General features: G+C 60.1%; 10 protein-coding genes. 3 read left to right on the forward strand and 7 right to left on the reverse strand.

Annotation, left to right across the window (positions count from 1 at the left end; genetic code table 11):
- The first annotated feature begins 241 nt into the window (after positions 1-241).
- Positions 242-1,444: an RHE_PE00001 family protein gene (locus tag NKH63_RS28715; RefSeq protein ID WP_352919835.1), complete on the forward strand. Its 1,203-nt coding sequence runs from the start codon at positions 242-244 to the stop codon at positions 1,442-1,444.
- Positions 1,445-2,172: 728 nt separating this feature from the next.
- Here NKH63_RS28715 and NKH63_RS28720 read toward each other — a convergent pair.
- Positions 2,173-2,508, reverse strand: coding sequence for a hypothetical protein (locus tag NKH63_RS28720; RefSeq protein WP_352919837.1), 336 nt, complete (start codon positions 2,506-2,508; stop codon positions 2,173-2,175).
- A gap of 234 nt (positions 2,509-2,742) precedes the next feature.
- Here NKH63_RS28720 and NKH63_RS28725 point away from each other — a divergent pair, with 234 nt between their 5' ends.
- Both NKH63_RS28725 and NKH63_RS28730 read left to right on the forward strand, forming a co-directional pair.
- On the forward strand, positions 2,743-4,092 hold the full coding sequence (locus tag NKH63_RS28725; RefSeq protein ID WP_352919840.1) for a hypothetical protein: 1,350 nt from the start codon (positions 2,743-2,745) through the stop codon (positions 4,090-4,092).
- Positions 4,089-10,412, forward strand: a complete 6,324-nt coding sequence (locus NKH63_RS28730) for an AAA domain-containing protein (protein ID WP_352919842.1) — start codon at positions 4,089-4,091, stop codon at positions 10,410-10,412. The genes NKH63_RS28725 and NKH63_RS28730 overlap by 4 nt, the downstream gene beginning before the upstream one ends.
- Here NKH63_RS28730 and NKH63_RS28735 read toward each other — a convergent pair.
- The 6 genes from NKH63_RS28735 to queC form a co-directional block, all read right to left on the reverse strand.
- Entirely contained in the window at positions 10,409-11,107 is a 699-nt protein-coding gene (locus NKH63_RS28735) for a hypothetical protein (protein ID WP_352919845.1), read from the reverse strand. The two genes, NKH63_RS28730 and NKH63_RS28735, sit on opposite strands and share 4 nt — an antisense overlap.
- Positions 11,104-14,394: a hypothetical protein gene (locus NKH63_RS28740; protein ID WP_352919848.1), complete on the reverse strand. Its 3,291-nt coding sequence runs from the start codon at positions 14,392-14,394 to the stop codon at positions 11,104-11,106. Before NKH63_RS28740 ends, NKH63_RS28735 begins: the two co-directional genes overlap by 4 nt.
- Positions 14,391-15,287, reverse strand: coding sequence for a hypothetical protein (locus NKH63_RS28745; protein WP_352919851.1), 897 nt, complete (start codon positions 15,285-15,287; stop codon positions 14,391-14,393). Before NKH63_RS28745 ends, NKH63_RS28740 begins: the two co-directional genes overlap by 4 nt.
- Positions 15,284-17,470, reverse strand: a complete 2,187-nt coding sequence (locus NKH63_RS28750; RefSeq protein WP_352919854.1) for a DEAD/DEAH box helicase — start codon at positions 17,468-17,470, stop codon at positions 15,284-15,286. The genes NKH63_RS28745 and NKH63_RS28750 overlap by 4 nt, the downstream gene beginning before the upstream one ends.
- A gap of 440 nt (positions 17,471-17,910) precedes the next feature.
- Complete coding sequence (locus NKH63_RS28755) at positions 17,911-18,477, reverse strand: VUT family protein (protein ID WP_352919857.1); 567 nt, start codon at positions 18,475-18,477, stop codon at positions 17,911-17,913.
- A complete protein-coding gene (gene queC / locus NKH63_RS28760) occupies positions 18,470-19,207 on the reverse strand; it encodes a 7-cyano-7-deazaguanine synthase QueC (RefSeq protein ID WP_352919860.1) in 738 nt (245 codons plus the stop codon). The genes NKH63_RS28755 and queC overlap by 8 nt, the downstream gene beginning before the upstream one ends.
- Positions 19,208-19,212: the final 5 nt, after the last annotated feature.

The raw sequence follows: 19,212 nt of genomic DNA on the forward strand, positions 1-19,212 counted from the left end.
CCGAAGATATCAACAAACGATCGTTTGTAAACGTCTCTGGTGGCCTTTTTCGTAGCTCCTATGGCTTCGATGAGCCGGTAAATCAACGTTTTTCGGCCTCCTGAGCGTCCCAGGGCGTGCTGCTGTACAGTCCCTATGTGAGATCATTATCGATAGTTATCTTTCTCACCAGCATCATCGCCTGTGACAGATGTGAGTAGTAAGATAGCTTCCGTTACGCGAATGAGCTACAACAGAATCAATGGCTTACGATCTTTCGAAATTGGCCTTGAACACCCTGCTGGGGCCGCTCGCCCGCGCCGAAGACCTTTTGGCGCGGCTCGACGAGCGAGTGCACAAAAGCCCGGTCCGCGACGGTTTTGTCGAGCGCCAGCATTTCGCCGACGCAGCGGCCGCGCTCTGGCTCGAGGGCGAGCTCGTGCACATCGAAGACCTCGTCCTGCACGACGCCCACATGGACATCCGCACGCCGACCCACGAGCTGACCCGGGCGCATGGCGTACTGCGCGCTCGCCGCCGCATCCTTTTGCACCCACCCGACTGGGCGCTTTGTCGCGTTGGCATTTTGGCGTTGCGCGGCCGCGAAGGGCAGGGCGGGCGCGACGGGGCGAGTCCGGGACGGACTGGCGCCGAACCCGCGACGGCGGCCGCCGGGGCGGACGAAACCGCCGGCGAAAGCGGGCTTGCCGATGAATCCGAGCAAGCGGATGCGCTGGCGCAAGAACTGGCGGAGATCGACGCCGTGCTGGCCCGCTCCAGCCGGCTGCTGGCGGGCGAAAATTTGGCGCCGCGCGCCGCGGACAGCCCGGATGTCGACGCGGCAGGGCAGTGGGCAAACGCGCGGGAGGTCTTGCCGAACAGTCTCGGGCCGCTAATCCGCGATCTCGACTGGGACGAGGACCAGCGGCTAGCCGACTGGCTCGCCGTCGTCGACAGGCTCCGTGACGAAAACATGCCGGCCGTGCTGGCCGCAGCGATCGCCTTGGATGCGTGGCAAGACATCGAACCGCTGCAGCACCAGCATTGGCTCGGCAATCTGCTGGTCGCGGCGCTGCTCAGGGAGCGCGGCAAGATCGGCTCGCATCTGTTTTGCCTGAATGCCGGATTGCGCACCGTTCCGCGGGAACGGCGGCGGGCGCGCAACCGGACCACCCGGCTACTGGCCGTTCTCGACGCATTTGCAGAGGCCGCCGCGGCCGGGCTGAAAGAACTCGACCGGCTGGCGCTGGCAAAGGGGCAGATGGAACGCCGGCTCAGGAATCGGCGAAAAAGCTCGAGCCTGCCGGCGCTGATCGAGCTGGTGCTGGCGCGGCCGGTGGTCTCGGCGGGATTGATCGCGGCCGAGCTCAAGGTCAGCCAACGCGCCGCGCTCGGTCTCGTCGCCGAGCTCGCCGTCCGCGAGGTGACGGGCCGGGGACGCTACCGGGCGTGGGGAATCCTTTAGTACTCCTGTCCATGCCGCGGTGCTTCGACCTTCAGCCAACCTACGGCCCGACCAAGCAGCAGACCGAAGACACGGGCCTTGGCAGTCGCCCTCGGTTGATCTGCCGCACGAACTAGCTACTACTGCGGTGGCTTTGGGGGGCGGAAACGACTAACAAGCTGATATTGCTTTGGGGCGTGGCGCTGATGCTTTCGGGGCCAGTTCACGCAGCAACTGCACGTGCCAGACCATTACAGCTGACGGAAAGGGAGACAGCAGTTGTTCAGCTGCGGAGGCATCCTTCGACCCGGGTGCTTCGAGCATAGGCTAATGGTCCATCATCGATTGCGAGACGCTTTTTCGTATTCAGGGGAAAACAGTTGGCCAAAGGGATAAGCGCATCCACGATCAAGTCGTGGTTCCAGTATCGATGCGAGCGGAAAACACGGTATGAGATCATGGACCCGTCCGAGCTCGCCGCAGTGCCTGTGGCCAAGGACGACCGCGAACAAGCTTGGGCTATACTGGGAATCGACTTCGAGGATAGGATCGTCAAAAGGCTAGCGCGTGAAACTGGTGTGTTGCGCCCGGGGGTCGGCGAAGATGGCCTTTCAGAAAAGGCCGCAGTGGCTTTCCTCCGCGGCCAAGGAACTTCGGAGTTCGCTGCTCAGGTCAACCTTCGACCTCGGCTGCCGTCCCTTCTCCTCGCAGGGGCACCGGAGCTTTCTTTACGTCGCACCTTCGCAGATCTAATCCGGCGGGACCTTTCGAAATCGACCCCAATATTCCGCGTCATTGACGTTAAAGCTACGAGGAGCGCCCGCGCCTTTCACAAAACGCAGGTTGCATTTTACGCTCGCCTCCTTGAGGCAGTCCTTGGTGAAATCGGATCTGACGGTAGGATCGATCCGCTCGGAGAGATTTGGCGAATCCCAGATGACGGAGTCGCCGAAGGCGACGATTGGACCTCCGAGACTTTCCAACTCGGTCCGTATCTTCGGCTCGTCGACGACTTCTGCCGGCAGACGTTGCCGGCGATAGCAGGCAAGGTGGTCGGACCCGGCAAAGACGAAACCTTCTTCCATGTCTATTTTAAATGCGAACAGTGCGCATACCTGGCCCACTGTGGCCAGGCTGTTGCACCAACGCGACCGCCGTCAACGCGGGACATATCAGCCGTGGCCGGTCTGACGCACGAGGCAAAGCGGACGCTCCAGTCGGTTGGCGTAAGAAGTATTGCCCAATTAGCCGGTGCTGGGGCCGGTATAGGACGAATGGACGGCGCTGGATGGAGTTTGTCTCGCCGTGCGGAAACTCTGGTGGCGCGAGCCAAGGCGCTACGTGACAACAGCGTCCTACCTGGCGTGGACCCGCATAGTTTTCTCATGCCGCCTCGGATAGAGGCAGCTCTTTACCTCGTCGCCGATCACGATCCTGTGGACGATAGCTTAGTCACCCTCGGTTACCTTTACGTCGAGGGAGACCAGGTTCGAGAGCATATCGAGGTTCTGCCGACAGCAGATCGGCGCGCGGAGGCCGACGCACTCGTACGCGTGTTCAACCAGATCATTGCCGATCTCGTTGCTGTCGACACTCGCAACGCCGCGTCCAGCCCAGGCGGCATTCATGCCCACATTATCCTTTACGAAGCGACAGAAGCCATAGCACTGCAGAATGCCGTGAAACGCCATCTCGACGATCCGCGAGTTCGCGGCGGATTGTTGCACATGGTTCGCCTCTTCCCGCCCGATGACGTCGTGCCTGAACCAGAGTTTCGCGGAATGCAGCATCTTCCAGCCACGGCGCTCCGAACTGTGGTCGAGCAACTATTTGCTCTGCCGGTAACCGTCTCGCACGACTTACGTCAGGTCTCAGCCGCACTAGCCAGTGACGGCCTAATCTCCGAACCCTATTTACCTGATCCAGCTTTCGAACGCCCGTTCTCCTCGCTTCTTGCTATCGAGGTTAGCCGGGGGCTTCGCGAAAGGCGTCGCGGATCTCCGGATAGCGACGCGGTTCGCGCGGATGTGGCCGCGCGTATGCGGGCGACACGAGCCGTGGCAGAATGGCTGCAGGCGGAGCATAAGCGCCGAACGGAAGCGGGTGGCTTACCAATGCTGCGACTGAACAAGCTACCGTTTCGGCTTCAAGCGACGTTTGACCCCTTGGCGGCCGGCGATATTGATGTGCTACGCGCCTTCGAACTCCTAGAGAACCGCTCCGGTCTCCTCGACACACTTATCCGCCTCGCACAGCCCACTCGCGTTCGCCGCGATGCCGGCCGCGCTGTAGGGCCAATGCGGATCCTCAGCGCGACGCCGAAACAGAGAGACGCGCTTCTGATTTTTGCCGTACCCCCTGAAGCCCAGGACGCCGAAGTTGCAGCTGGCGCTTTTGGCCTTATTTTAAGCGATGGTGAACCGGACCTCGTGCTGGAGCCACGCCTTTGGCCCCAGTTAGCCTGCACCCTTCGCGATCCCCGCTTCGAAGATGCGGCGAACATAATTCGTATCTCGGTACATCGCCGGGTATTTGACGGGGTTCCTTTCCAGGATTTGATGCGGCGCGCCGGCCAGGACAGGTGGTGGCTCGACCAGACTTTCATCGATCTGAACGCAGCCAAAGCCGACGCGTATCTCAGTTTCCTCGCCGCGGAAGACGTTGCATGACCGTACGGAAAGACGTCCTTGCTTTTTTGCGGAATCCCGAAGCATTCGCTGCAACCGCGACTGATCCAGATGTGTGGCTCGCGGGCCTAGAAGATTTTGCACTTCCCTCCATCGCTGCTGAGCAGGACCGAGCGCTCCGCGTAGCTCAGGTTGCCGCTTGGCGCGGTCTCGCCGATCGACGAACGGGGCTGATACTCGGTCCGCCTGGAACGGGGAAGACGCACCTCTTGTCTTGGCTGATCACTGGCTATGGTGTGACCAGAGCCGGCTTCGCCCTACCCGCCAGAACTTTCGTAACAGCGTTCACAAAAAATGCCGTTGGTAACGTGCTGGATGCAGTGGTTAAGCGCCAAGCTCTTCATGCTCGGGATGCTCCCCGCCCATTCTATTATGGAGCTCCGCCAGCGGCCGGCTTGTCCGACGGCGTCGTGGTTCTTGGCCGGGGTGACGAGGACGAACTTCTTGACGCAATCGGTTCTGGCCGTGCGGTTGTTGGGGCAACGATCTGGTCCTTGTATCGCCTGCTTACAGGCGGCGGCGTGCCGAGTGCGAACGGTCCGACGGCCCCTCTCTTCGACCTCATCTGCATAGACGAGGCGTCGCAGATGGTACTTGGCCACGGCCTGATGGCCCTAGCAGGCCTCGCGCCGGGTGGACGTGTAGTCGTTGCTGGGGATGATCAGCAACTGCCGCCGGTTCGTGCAGCGCGAGAAACGCGTATCGCTGGTCGGGATCTCGGCGGCTCACTCTATGCCTTTCTCAAATCGGCCAAGGCCGCTGAGTTCGCTCTGGATGAGACTTTCCGTCTCAACGAGCCGCTTGCCAACTTTCCAGAGCGCAAGTTCTACCCCGGGCAATATGTATCGGCCGTGCCGGAAAACCGTCTGGCCCTGCGATCGGGATGGATGGATGGATTGGATTTAGTCTCTCGCGTCGCGCTCGATCCGGCTCTTCCAGTTGTGGTGCTTGTTCACGATGGACCTGCGGCGGCCACCGCGAATCCCTTCGAGGCTGGGCTCGTAGCTCGATTGGCCACCGCACTAGAGGGCAGGGTGGTCGACGCGGACGGAGCGCCGACCGCACCCGATCGATTCTGGACTGACGTTGTTGCTATTGTCAGCCCACACCGAGCGCAAAACGCTGCCATTCGTAGAGCTTTGCCGGATTCGATACGCGCCAACGCCTTCGTAGAAACTGTGGATCGTATTCAAGGCAAGGAACGCGACGTTGTTCTCCTTTCATATTGCGTCGCTGATCCAGAGTTCGCACTAGCCGAGGGCGACTTCATCTTCTCGCCCGAGCGATTGAACGTCGCTTCCACCCGGGCGCGCACAAAATTGGTCCTCATAGTCAGCCGGCGCCTGCTTGAATGTGTGCCAACTGAGCAGGAAGTAATGGATAAGGCCGAAGTCCTCCGAGAGTTCGTGTTCTCTTGTGATGCGCGCACTGAAATCGAACTAGATGGACCGGCGGGTCGGCTTGTGCGTTTGCAGGTCCGAACGCGGGGATTCACAGGTGAAGAGGCCGCGCTTGACCTCACGCCCAATCTCGTCGCCCCCGCACCGCCCTCGGAAATGACCCTTGCACTCGAAGGCGTCTTGAAAGCCATCCGCCACGTCGCGACTCAAGGCCGGCACGGGTCGGCAGCGCTCTCTAACGTTCGGAAAGCGCTGGCACGCCCGTCAGAGCCGTTTGCCGAAGCGCGGGCGCTACATTTGCTCGGCTGGGTTTCACTGGAACAGCGGACTGGACCATATGGGTTGTTCTGGTCCGCGCGTCCGTTTGAAACTGCACGGCGTGTCTACCCCGCAGATCTTGACACTCTGCGCGCTCGTATCGAGTTAGTTGTGCGGGAGGCCAAGAGCGGCCGCTACGCCTTCTATGACCGCGTCCGAGACCGGTTCGCGTGGATGACCGAAGGCGGCAAGGACGCGCTCCTTCCCATCCTACAAAGGCTTGAAGCGGAAGGTTTGGTTACACTAGGAGCGGCAGGCGGTTCTATGACCGTTGAACTGCCTAAAGGAGTGGCTGATCCGCTAGAGCCCGAAGGTGAGGCGACTGCTCCAGAACTTCGCGACGCGGACTTCGAGCTGTTGAACAGCCTAGAACGCCTCGAATCCAACCGAATCAACTTTGGGGTGTTCGACGCGTGGACCTCGGTGGTTGAATTGGCGCGCAAGACTAGCCTGGTGCCAGACGACGCGACCGAAATGCTTTCACGCTTAGAAAAAGCAGGCCATGTGATACTTGCTGACGACAGCCGCGTGCGCACACGAATGGCCGAACTCGGCCGCGAATTGCGTTACGTAAAGCAGCGCTTCCGATCGGACGACGCAGACCGTCGTCCATATCTCGTCCGAAGCCTCAAGATTGAACTCCTCGATCGCGACAAGCCAAAGCGCGATCACCAACTGACTGCCGTAATCAATCGCACGGCCTCCCAGGCTACGGACGTTCAGGCGCAAGCCTTGAGGGGCCTAGGTAGTGCGCTTGTAAACCTATGGGGGGAAGGCGCCGCGCTTGCCGCATTCCAAGTCCGGGGTTTGGAGCAGGGACTGGCCGCTTGGCATGGAGATGGCCCTCCGACTTTGGCGATCGCCGCGGATACTGGGTCAGGCAAGACTGAAGCCGCTGTGCTGCCAATCATCGCTGGTGCGCTGGCGGATCGGCTGCAGGGTGTGGATGGTGTGCGCGCTGTTCTGGCCTATCCACGGATAAGACTAGCAGCTAACCAGGCCCAACGACTCGCTGGCTACCTTGCAGCATGTGCAACAGTGCCAGAGTTGCCACTGCTTACGCTTGGACTCCAGGTCGGAGATGTTCCGAACAGCTTCGAGTCCATGCACTTACGCTACCAAGAGGCTTGGAAGCCGGCCGGGCCCGACGCCTTCATTTTCCCTTTCTTCGCCTGCCCTCAATGCGCGGCTCCTTTACGTTTGAAACCGGGCGGTGGCTATGCCGGAGCTGACGCACTGATCTGTTCTAAGGGCGATTGGCGCTATGACGGATGGATCGGATCGAAGGCGCAGTTGCAGGTTCGGCCTCCGGCCATTTTCCTGCCGACCACGGATAGTCTTCACCAATGGATGCACGACGATCGCCAGGGGGCTCTTTTCGGTGACTCTCCAAAATTCAAACCGCCGCGTGCTCTGCTCGCAGACGAAATCCACCTCTATACGCACATTCATGGAGCTCAGGTCGGGTTAGCGCTTCGCCGATTGGCGGTCCGTGCACAGTCGAACGATGCGGATGGACGCCCTATGGTTGCGATCGGCATGAGCGCAACAATTGGGAATCCGGCGCGGTCCTGGGGGAAGCTGATCGGTCGAGACCACGTGGCCGTGATCCGCCCGACGCCGGACGAAGCCGATCCCAACCCTCGCGGCCGAGAGTATTTCTACTTCATCCAGCCGGAGGTCGAGTCACGTGGTTCCGATATCGCGGGTGCATCCACGACAATTCAGAGCCTCATGTGTCTCGGTCACGGCATGCGACGGCGGACGGGTAAAGACGGAGGCTATCGATCTCTGGTCTTCTTCGACTCCATCGACAAAATGCGTCGGCTTCACGGGGCCTATGTCGACGCCGAGGAGGGTCAGGAACTCGCCGCCTACCGAACCAAAGCATATGGCGATGATGCGCGTGGCGAGCCGCAGACCGCCTGCTGCGGCGAGCCCGTCGGCTGTGATCACTTCTCTGACGGCGAATGTTGGTGGTTTGCCGCCAATGACCTCAGACAACGCGGCGCACACGGCCTCAGGCGGCCCGGCGCCCCACTCCGAGTCGCCCGCACCCCCATCTACTCGGGAACGAGCAGCGATGCGGAAGGTCTGGTTAAAGGCGCGGACGTGGTCTTCGCGACATCCTCGCTTGAGGTAGGTTACGACGATCCCGACATTACCCTCGTCTACCAGCACTATGCGCCACAAAATCTCGCCAGTTTCGTGCAACGGAAGGGGCGCGGTGGACGCGGCGTTGACGACCGCCCGATCACTGCGGTGACTTTGTCGCTCTATTCGCCCCGCGATAGCTGGTGGTTCCGACGACCCCACGAGATGGTGTCCCCTAGCGGTTTCGAAATGCCGCTCAATCCGGACAATGTGTTCGTGCGGCGAGGCCAGGCCCTCTCGGCGCTGTTGGACAGCCTTGCAAGATGGCAGTTCCAGCGCGGCCAGGCTCTAGACAATGCACATGAGCCGGTTCCGGAGGCACTCACGGAAGCCGGTCGATTCGTTGAGATGGTGTTGGGGGCAAATGTTTGGCAGGCGTTCGGCGTCCGCGACGTAGTGGAGTTCTGGTCCGCCGCTCGCGCCGCTAGCCGAGGGACCCCGCTCCGCTTCTTCACTGACCTCCGAAAAGATCTCATCTGGGCGCCTGACCTTCTTTTTGACACCGTCAACCTGCCGGCCGTGACGGTTGATGGACCAGAGGTCATTGGCGGTGGGCGGGAAGACGTAAGCTTGGTGTTGCCTACCGTAGCGCCTGGCAACGCGACGCGAAGATTCAATCCGACCGTCGTGCACTGGCTAACACCTCAACAAGGAAAGGCTCCCTGGTTTGCGCAGGCAGACTACGCGACTGCACATCGTCACCAAATGCGTGCTGACGCTCAGACGCTACTTTCGGATCTTCCACTCGAAGCGCGGGCGCTACTGAATGATCTGCATACTGACCTATGTCGACCCGTTACCGTCACGCTGGAACGTCTTGGACGGGTAGCTGGCGCGCACTGGACGGGCGAACTGGGATACAGCCAAGGACGAGTGCCGGCCATCCGATCGTTGTCCGACGGTGACATAACAATCAGGCATGATAGCCGCGGTGAGCTTCGGGGCTTCCTTCTCGTTGAGGCCGATCGAAGTGCTGCCCGCGCGTTGCCAACTGATTCCCTCTCGACTCGGGTCGCCGAGGTAACCATGCACGCCGGATCGGGTGTGCAGTCATCGCCGGCAGGGCTTACTGTGGCTCGCGTGTTTTGGGGAGCGGACGCCGAGGTCCGCCTGGATCAGCATGGAGCGGAACCCGTTGCCTATACGCAGACGTTCGTTGACCCTGAGACTCGTCGACCACTGTTGCACGGCTACCAAGTCGAAACGGAAGGCATTCGCATCCGTCTCGATTCAGTGCGACTAGACGCATTCGTGGCTGAAGTGCAGGCTGAGATGGAAGCCGACGAGGGCGAGCGTCGTTGGCGCGGCGCGCAGTTTACCCGTTACCTGGTGGAAAGCCGCGCGCGAAGCCTGGGACTCAATGCCTACGAAGCACGGCGAGGCGCGGACTTAATTGTAGCTGCGGCGGGTGACAGCGAGCTTCGGCAACGTCTTTCCCACCTGCTTAAGTTCTGGTCGGGCGATCGACTGGGAGTCCTGTTCGAGGACACCCGTGCTCATTTGCTTGCTCAACACCCAATGATGACCGCGCGTCGAGTTGCCAAGACGGCTGCCGCCCTTTCCGGGGATGCTTTTCGGATGCTTGTTCAAGAAAGTCTGGCGGAAGCGAGTCGGCCAGAGGCGATGGCCGGCTATCTCCGGAGCCTTGTCCTGCACAGTCTTGCGCTGCGGCTGAAGCAATCGATCACCCATGTTGCGCAAGGCGATGATCGGCGCCTTCTCGCCCACGTGCGCTTGCCTGTGCAGTTCGGCGGCGAGACCGACGACGTGATCACAATTTGTGAGGCCGGCGCCTGCGGTGACGGTACAATCCGAGCCGTCCAAAATGGTTGGGATCGAGCGCTCGCCCACTGGTCGGATGGCTTCCTCGCCAAGTGTCCAAATGCGGACGAGGACTCAGTTCTGCGTCGTTTCTGGGAAATGAATGACCGTCATGACGCTTGGCGAGCACTTGATCCGCGAGATCCAACCGCGTTGGCCGCAGTCGCCGTCGAGATATTGCCAGAGGCGCCGCACGAGTCGCTGCCCGGGTCCCTGATTCGGATTCTGTTCGGTATGGAGACGGTCGAGGCGGAATCCTTCGCACTATATGATCTGGCGTATGACCTTGAAGGTGTACGTCAACGAGTTCAGGAGCGGATCGGCCGCACAGCCCAAGACTGGGAGATCGCCACCGCAGCCGTTGCCGATGCAGAGAGCGGTGCGACACAAACATTAGCTCGCCTGCATTCAGCATATGCTGCCCTCGATGGAGCCACTGAAGGATCGCTCAGCCCTGATGCACGCCTAGCGGACCAAGCTTATCGGCTTGGTGCCCCCCTGTGCGTCGACGGATGCCGAGGATGCGTTCAACAACCCAGCGACTTGATGACCGATTCCTTAGTGCAAGCAAGCGTCAGTCAGCGATTGCTCGCACGGTTCCTCGCCTAACTAGGTGCAACTTTGAAGCGCTCGAGCGCTTGGTTTTTTGTAAGCCAATCGTAAACGTCCGGCGTTACCATATTCAGGGTCGCCCGGCGCTCGGCCAGTGCGTTCAAAAAATCGCCGACCTCGCCCGCGCCGATAGCCGCGACGCGTTCAGCTTGCAATGCATCCAACTCAGTAATGAATTCACGCACAGAGGCCAAGAAGTCGACGCTCGACCCCCCAGCGCCTTGGGCCTGTGCACGACGCCCGCAGTCGGCCAGGCGCTGACCGAGATCTGCCACACCATCGATCTTGGCCAGCAGATCGCCAAAGCCAACGAGTGGTTGAAATCGCGAGGCTGTGAACGCGCTCCACCACGAACGGCTTGCGCGATCTAAGGCATTCACCGCTTTCAAGAATTCTTTCTCGTAGTCCCAGACTGCATCTCTGAGTTCATTATCCGTTTCGGCCGTTTCTAGTGCGCCACCAACCTCCCAGGCTTCACGCTTCACTTCACTCAGGAGAAATTGCTGTTCTTGGGTGCGGCCGAACTCCGTTTCGTCCGCCAAAATAAACAATGCGGCTAAGCGGCCGACCTGAAGGTCGGCGTCTCTAAGCGTCGTCAGTGCCTGGTTGAGCCGATCCCCAAGGCGCCGTCGATCTACGGCGCCGGGCAGTTCATCCATCAGGCCTTCTAGGTTAGCGAGCACATCTGTCATTCGGCTGCTCTCCTCGCTGCGTCGAGACTCGCTACGGCCGCTTTCATGGCCTGCCCGACGGCCTTAACCGATTCGAGCGATCCTGCCCCTGCAGCCTCGCGAACGCACTCGTGTGCATAGGCATAGAGGACCGCGACTACGCTTTCACCCAATTGAGTTAGAGTAAGAAGTTCTTCCAAGTCCTTCGCAGGCGCTCGAGCCAACCATCCAAATCGTGCCGCTATCCTAGAAGGCAGACCGCTGTCCGGATCCTCAAGGGCAACGATTAGGCCTTCAACGCGCTCTCCAGTCCCGTCCTCCAACCGCGGCAGGATTCTGGCATAAGCCTGCTTCCATGCCGAGACCTTGTCAGGTCCCGCAGTAGGCAACAGTTCGGCTATCCGCGTCACGCAATTGTCGACACGCTTCAAATGTTCGTCTGCAGCCCGAGTCCGAAGCAAACCCAGCAGCGTCTCACAGCGATTTCGAATCTGCGTCGACTCAGTTCGGTCTATGAGGGCCCACTTCTCTTGCCAAATCAGAGCCAGTTCTCGGGCCTTTCTTAGTTCCTCAGGCAAGCCTCCGCCATCAGACTCGGGAACTTCGTCGACTCTGGCGGTGTCTTGGAGCCGCACTAAGGCACCTGCAATATCACTCACGTCCGTCAGACTGGCGCCGCCGGTACCATCCGCGATAGAAAGGCTCACCATCTCACGCAGTGCGCTCCGAATTCGATCGTGCCACTTGTCCGTTGCGTTCAGCCAATCCTGCCACGGCTGACAACGCGCTCTGGGATCGCTACCTGCCTCCGCCTCGTCGCTCAAAATGGCCGACAACTGCTCCTCGTATTTGGCTTCTGGGGAAACGGTTCCGCGAAGCCAGGCACGAACCAGCAGCAGTTGCGCCAGCGTCGCCGCCGGTGCCCACCGCGCGTCGGAAGCCAAGCTTGGGATCCGACGATTAAGATAGTCCCGCACAAGTGCTTCAAGCCGCCGCATCATCACAGCGAGAGTCCGGCGGTGTGCCGCCGCCTCGTCGCTAGTCAGAGTGTGGTACGCGGGCAGCGCCAGGTAAGCCTCGAGACCTCCGATAAGCCAGGGGTCGCGTCCGATCACGATATAGTCTCGACCACCGGAGGTGCTACCCTCCAGCTTCACCATGTCTTGCGTCACAATGCGATCATATAAGAATCGCGAGACGCCAAGCTTCCGCGGGTTTAAGTCCTTGAGAATATTCCATAGCATCGCGTTCCAGCGACTCGCGTTTTCGATGGCGCTTCCGGAGGCCCAGCTTCTCAGTTCGGCGCGGCGCTGCTCGATCTCGGTGCGTTTCGGAGCTAATCGCTGCGGCTTTGGGACGACGACCGCTTGACGCTGAGATATTCCGCGCAGGTGAGGCATCGACGTCAATTGCGGTGGCGGATCTTCTCGCTCGACCGGCAGTTGTGATTCTGGTGCGGACAATGACTCCGCGGTAGCGGTTGGCACGGACGCAGACGCAAAGCTCCCACTGGCAGTATCGGCTCCGATCCAGGGAAGAGCGAACGCCTCGAAGAGGCTGCGGCGAACGCCCGCGAAGGCCAGTTCACCCTCTATTTCGGTCGTGACGGACCGCTCCGGATCGCCCCAGAAGGCTATCGTCCGCCGCATCCGAGCCTGTTCGTCTTGTCCTGACACGCGGTTAGCAACTATTTGCGCCAACTGATGGGCCAGCACCCGATCTGACCTGCGGTCTTCCCTGATCGCTGTCGCTTCGATCAATGGCCCCGGATAAGTGCCTGCCTCGAGCGTCTCCGGCTGTGCCAGGTTCGGATTCAAGACAGCCTGGAGCAAACCGCGCGGCGTACGCCATGTCTGACCGTTGTCATTTTCCTTCAATGCATCGAAGAACCGCTCGACGGCGTTGGCTGTAAAGGGAAAAAGGCCGACACCATCGTCGCTGCCGAACGACGCGAAGCATGACGGCTGTCGCGGGCAGTGTTCACACACGTTCGGGGGAGGTGTTTGTGGCGCACCGCGAAGCGTGTCGCGCCAGCTTGTAAGGGCGGGTATGCCGGCTCGCACGGCTGCGAGGTAGCGACTCACGAACCTTCTGCGCGAGATCGGGTCGCGCAGCGTAGCCACGTCTTGGAGTCCACCATGCGACTGACCGAGACGGATGTCGTGAGTTATGCGCTGGCGATAGTTGCCTGGGAGCTTGTCGTAATAGGCAGGTGTGACACCGACGACCGAAATCAAAGGGCAGACATCGTCTTGATCATCGTCTCCCCGAGCATCCGCATTGAACACGAGCACGTCGATCAGGCTATCGTCGAGGCCTTCCCAACTGGTGATGTCCTCCAGCAAAAGAACGAGACGCTGACCGCGCGCCTGCAGCGCCTGGCGCACGCTTCGAAACAGCGTCTTCAGGCCCTGTGCCGATACGCCTAGCACATTCTGTATCGCATCGTTGCGCCGGCGATTCAGAACGTCGACGAATTTGAGACTGGTTTTCAATTCGGCTAAGGCTTTCACCGCAGTCTCTTCTGCGGTCCAACCTGCCTCGCGGAATGCCTGGATGGTTTCGGCCTCCCGGATCAGACGCTGCGCCAGCCTTTCCGCCCCGCCCGTTACTCCCGAGCCGTAGACCTGCCCGCAACAGGCGGCTAGTGCCTCGATGTCGAAGAGATCGAACGAGGCCGTTGCGGAATTTCTTTCTCCACCAGCACCCTCCAACAACTCCAGAATTCGCGTCGGTCCCTTCCAGCGCTGCTTCACCCAGGAATGCCCTAGCAATTCCGCTGGGGAATTCGTGGAGCACCAGTCCTCATCCCCCATCGGCGGATCGAAATGTGCCGGCTCTAAGGTGTTTGCGAGTGTGCTTAGGAATATGTTAGCGCGTCCCTGCGCCGACGCGCGATGCTTCTGCCCCAGGTTGTCGAACAGAGATGAGAACTCCGACGGCAGGCGCTCTTTCAGTTGCCGCAGGGCGCCTTCAAGACTGCCATCGGCTCGACGAAGCAGAAGCTTGACGTCCAGTTCCGTGGGCCAGTTCACCGATAGCCATCGAATAAGGTGTGACTTACCGGATCCCGGCTCGCCTTGCACCACGCAGAAGGCATGCCGCCTGTCGGGTGCGGATAGGGTCTCAAGGACAGCCCTTTCATGATGGCTGTCAAATTCTCCCGCATCCCGGCCATCGACGTCGAACCCTTCGATTGGGCTGTGCGTCGCGAGGAAGACGGCATCGCTGCCCTCTAGAGCTTCGGTCAGAAAGATCGATCGAGCGTCAGCGGACTTCCAGCATGCTGAAACCGGCTGTGCGGTCATGATTGGGGCCCTGAATTGCGAAACGCAACTAAATTGAAGGATTGCACTGGATGGGCCGGATCGTCCGAGAGCGCCACTGCGTCGGCAGCATCGCCCCTTATCCTGAGCTGGATCGTTCTGTCGTCGTGAAGGTCACGGAGCGCCATGCTTAACAACGGCGACAGCATGCGCGACTTCGGCACGTGGCCTATGCGTTGGCAGGCCTGCAGGTATAGACGACCGCGGTCCAGATATGGTTGCCGCTCGGAAATCAATGAGAGGAATTTATCAGCGCTCAACTCGCCATCAGCGGCAAATCTCCCGCGCTCCAGTTCGCGAGTGATCCGGGCGGCAGGCGACGGATAGTCCGGCACATTGGGGAGCGGCAGGGGAATGCCCAGACCGAGGAAGGACAGCCAGCGTCGCCATGCCACAATCTTCGTCGTATTCATCGGCCGGCCTTCTTCATCTTCTCCCAAAAGAGCGTCGTTTGCTTTGTCGGCAAATTCATCCCTGCCCCAATCGTAAATCCACCCAAGCCCGCGCTGCCGGTCGCTTTCCGCAAAAATCCACGCGTAGGCCTCCAGGATCACGGCATCGGTGTGGCCGCTTTCAAGTTCTGTAAGCCGGTCGTGCACCTGATCCGCAAATGAATCGAAATCGGAGGCCATGGCGGCTGCATCGAGCCAGGCATCATGCCGATCGGTCTCTAGGAGCCCCAGGCTGACAGCGGCCCCCAGCGAATCTCCTGCAAGCTCTTCCTTAGTTCGAAGATGAACTCCAGCCTTAACATAGCCGGGATTGAACAGCCCCTCGAGCGTCTCTCTGTTGGCCCGACCGCCCAATGCGGCAAGTCCTGCTATCAAGGACCAGACGCGCTCGGGCGAACCCTGCGGACGAGATAAAACGCTCATGCAATCTCCAGTCTAGTCCCGACCAAGTTGTCGAGAAGCCCCTCGGACAACGGAGCCCTTGTCGACACCGTCTGATCCAGACGACGTCCATTCAGTTCACGATTCGACCTTGCAACGATTATCCAAGACGTCTCGGACCAGGCGTCCCTCTTATCGCCCAATTGAGCCAGCAAGCGGGCGGCGGCTCCGTCGTTATGCGGAAGCAGAACAGCTGTGTTAAGTCGAGCGGGCGTAGCTGTCGAAGACCATTCCTCGGTGCTCATGACGAGGCCGAGCTTTACGGGCAGCGTGGCCAACGCGCCCGCAGTCCGGTCGGCCAGTGCGCCGGGAACCACATACTGCTCGATCCGCGCGGCTGCTAAGCGTCCAAGTAATGCTGAAAGGCCCCACTCGAAATCTGAGTCGCTTGGTACGAGCAGGTGAGTCCCGGCGGGCAAAAGCCCTGCAGGAGCAGGTTGGTCGGTCCAAACCGATTCGAGGCCATCACACCTTAGCTTTTCGGGTGCTAGCGTACCCGTGGCGCGGCAAGCTGGGCACCGCCCGCACGGCGGCGTCAAGGCATCGGGCTCAATGAGTTCAAACGCCGAGCGGGTAACGCAAGCCCGCTCCGGTTGGCGCATGATCGCGACAAAGGGTTCGAGTTCGGCGCGCGCTTGAGCGCGTTCATGGTCTCTGACGATAGACACGTCATCCCACACTGACGATCTGTCTGTCCCAAGCAGTCTGGGATCGAGGATTTCGACCTGCCACAGCGATCCGGGCTGATCGCCAATGGTCGGCACAGACTGAACTTCCAATACGCCCGCACGCTGCATCAACGTCAAAAGCGACATATTCCAACCGCGGTTATAGTCGCCTGACCGGGGGGGCAAACCTTCGCGAGCCGCATCAAGATTGAGCGTCATAAACCGCCGGCCGTTCATCCATCGCACGTCTCGTGCGGCGTTCAGCAGAGCCGACCAGCGCGCCTCGGCTAATTCGCGCGAGAGCCAACCAGTTGTGGCCAGCCCATATGCTTTGGTGATGTCGTTGTCTCTGTTACCTTTGGTGAACAGGCATGCAGCCAGTCCTTGTCCTCCATCTCGCGACGCGCGACCGATTTCCTGATACCAGCGCGCTGGCCCTTCGGGCAGGCAAGCGTGGATTACCGTTCGCACGTCGGGCTTGTCGATGCCCATGCCGAATGCGGACGTAGCCACAACCAAATCGATTTCGTCGTCGGACCACGACTGCACAATTCGCTGACGCTCGTTCCCTTGGGTCTCACCGGTGAATAGCCCTGTTCGGGCGTAGCCGCGATTCCCGAGGCGAGCGTGAATCTTCCGCGCGGCTTCAACTTCGGTAGTGTAGACGATCGCAGGACGCGGCGCCCGGTCGATCAGGTGGTCGAGGGCTAGGTCGCGTGCATCGTCCCATGCGAAACTCGCCACCACGACGTCATGCTCATATCGCGGCACGCGTGCATCAATTTCCAGCCACGGTCCTTTAAGGCGCCATCCGTCTCTCAGCACGGTCCGCGCCGCGAGCGGCAGCGTCGCTGACAACAGAACGGCGCAGATATTGGGGTTCGTATCTCGCAATGAAGAAAGCAGCCCGGGCAAGCGCTGGAAATCTGGCCGGAACCCACGACCCCAACTCTCGACGATATGTGCTTCATCAACGAACAGATGGGTAAGGCGAGCATCGAGACCGTGCAGAACTGACGTAGGTGCCGCCGCCTCTAGGACATGTCTCATAATACTAGGATTCAGGGCTTTCTCCGGCGAAAGCAGAAGGATTGGAACCTCCCCCCGCCTGAAGGCGTCGATTATCTGCCCAGCTTCGGCAGCGGGCGTGTCCGACGTTAGAGCGCGACTGCCTTCCAGCCCTTTCATTTGCGAAAGTGTTCGGGCGTGGTCCAGCGCGAGCGCAACTGTTGGTGTGATCACCACCACACAAGCTCCGGGCTCCGATCGACGTCCCTGGAGGGCGGCAATTTGGAACAACAGGCTCTTGCCAGAACCAGTCGGCATACTGACCAATAGCCCTGATCCGGGCGGTTGGGTCAGAAGCGCGCGTACCGCAGACTTCTGCGCAGCATTCCGGTACGCTTTGTGTTCAGTTAAATGGATGAGAACGGCATCCGCAGACGACGATTCGAGAGTCTGGCGCTGCCGAGTATCAAGCCGAAGAGCATCATTCAAACCGACTAGTCCATGAGAATCATCCTCATCGACGAGCCGTACAGCAGTGCCTGTTGCTGAGATTGCGAGACCGAAGCGGGTAAGGCTCGAACGCTCATCGTCCGATAATGCGAATCCTTCGGCGAGCAGATCGACCCGCCCATCACTCAGCCGAACAAGAGACCGGAGAAGCGCAAGACGATCTCCGCTCGTCCTAGCGGAAGCCAGCGCCTCTCTGCAACGTCCAACCCCCCGGTCGCGCCAACTGCCTGACGCAACGCCTCTTCCATCTATTATTGTGTTACCCAGCCTCTATTTCCGCCCGCTAAACTACGATTCCCGCTTGGCAGATTTGGCGAGTTCAGATCTCGCCTCAAATCAACGATGCAGGTCCCGTCCGCCTTGATGACACCAATGGTAATAGCCTCCGAGAGGCAGTTCAATAGCTACAGAATCTATTGTCAAGCGGGCAGTAGACCGAGCCTGCGATCTCGCGATCTTAACAACGCCAGCACCGGCAAAGCGGCCACCACCATCCAACTCTTGCCTACTACCTGTCCGGCCAAGAATTCAAGCGAGCCGAAAGCGAGGCTGAGAAACACGATGCTGTCGATAACGAGCCCAACCATACTGCTTGCGATCGCCGCGCGGACAAATCCGCGGCGCTGCATCGGAGTGTAGACCGCCAAGTCCGCCATTTCCGACAACAGAAAAGCGATAGTGGAAGCGACGACAAGCGCCGGCGGCGCAAAAGTCGCCGACAACAAGGCGCCGATCCCGATTGCGGCGATCGCCCAACGTAGCCCAAGTCGTCGCTGCACAAGGTCGCGCAGTACCAAGGCAAGACCAACCGCCAACACCCCGCTAGGAGCTTGAAGCCCGGGGGCCACGGGAATCAGACATGGACCCTTCGCTACGCAGGTTGTCCCAACATTTCCGATTAGCCAGTTCGCAAGCGGAATGGATCCAGCAAAGCACAGGAGGAACAGGAAACCTTCTGTCCTGCGCAGGCGATCGATCTCAGCCATTGGAAGCCTCCTGTGTCGGCGCCGCCGCCGCCGGCAGCGTCGCAAACTGCCGATATCCCTGCGCGCGCAACTCGCAGGCCGGACATTGACCGCACCCCCAACCCCACTCGTGTTGATGGGTACGATCGCCTTGGTAACAGGTGTGCGTATCATCGCGGATCAATTCTACGAGGACACCACCACCAAGGCTGTGAGCCAAGCGCCATGTCTCAGCCTTGTCGATCCACATCAAAGGCGTGTGAACAACAAAGCGCGTATCCATGCCGAGATTGAGGGCGAGTTGCATCGCTTTCATCGTGTCGTCACGGCAATCGGGATAACCGGAATAGTCGGTTTCACATACACCCGTCACGATATGCTTGGCGCCGCGCCGGTACGCTACGGCAGCCGCAAAGGTCATGAAGAGCAAATTTCGTCCCGGCACAAAAGTGTTAGGAAGACCGTTCGCCTGCATGACGATCCCAACGTCACGGGTGAGGGCCGTCTCGCTCACTTGATTGAGCACCGCAATATCGATGAGGTGGTCTTCGCCGAGTTTGCCGGTCCATTTTGGAAATCGCTCCCGAAACGCATTCAACACCAGCGGTCGCACATCCAATTCGACCCGATGGCGTTGGCGATAGTCGAAGCCGATCGTCTCGACATGTGCGAACCGTTCCAGCGCCCAGGCAAGACAGGTGGTTGAATCCTGCCCGCCGGAAAACAGGACGATTGCTTTGAAGTCTTCCATGATGT

This window comes from Mesorhizobium sp. M0960, from assembly GCF_040319055.1.
GTDB lineage: Bacteria > Pseudomonadota > Alphaproteobacteria > Rhizobiales > Rhizobiaceae > Mesorhizobium.

What these genes read in the sequence shown, in the direction of transcription:
- NKH63_RS28715 (WP_352919835.1), top strand. Translation starts at nt 242, where the DNA reads ATGGCTTACGATCTTTCGAAATTGGCCTTGAACACCCTGCTGGGGCCG.
- NKH63_RS28720 (WP_352919837.1), bottom strand. Translation starts at nt 2,508, where the DNA reads ATGGAAGAAGGTTTCGTCTTTGCCGGGTCCGACCACCTTGCCTGCTAT.
- NKH63_RS28730 (WP_352919842.1), top strand. Translation starts at nt 4,089, where the DNA reads ATGACCGTACGGAAAGACGTCCTTGCTTTTTTGCGGAATCCCGAAGCA.
- NKH63_RS28735 (WP_352919845.1), bottom strand. Translation starts at nt 11,107, where the DNA reads ATGACAGATGTGCTCGCTAACCTAGAAGGCCTGATGGATGAACTGCCC.
- NKH63_RS28740 (WP_352919848.1), bottom strand. Translation starts at nt 14,394, where the DNA reads ATGACCGCACAGCCGGTTTCAGCATGCTGGAAGTCCGCTGACGCTCGA.
- NKH63_RS28745 (WP_352919851.1), bottom strand. Translation starts at nt 15,287, where the DNA reads ATGAGCGTTTTATCTCGTCCGCAGGGTTCGCCCGAGCGCGTCTGGTCC.
- NKH63_RS28755 (WP_352919857.1), bottom strand. Translation starts at nt 18,477, where the DNA reads ATGGCTGAGATCGATCGCCTGCGCAGGACAGAAGGTTTCCTGTTCCTC.
- queC (WP_352919860.1), bottom strand. Translation starts at nt 19,207, where the DNA reads ATGGAAGACTTCAAAGCAATCGTCCTGTTTTCCGGCGGGCAGGATTCA.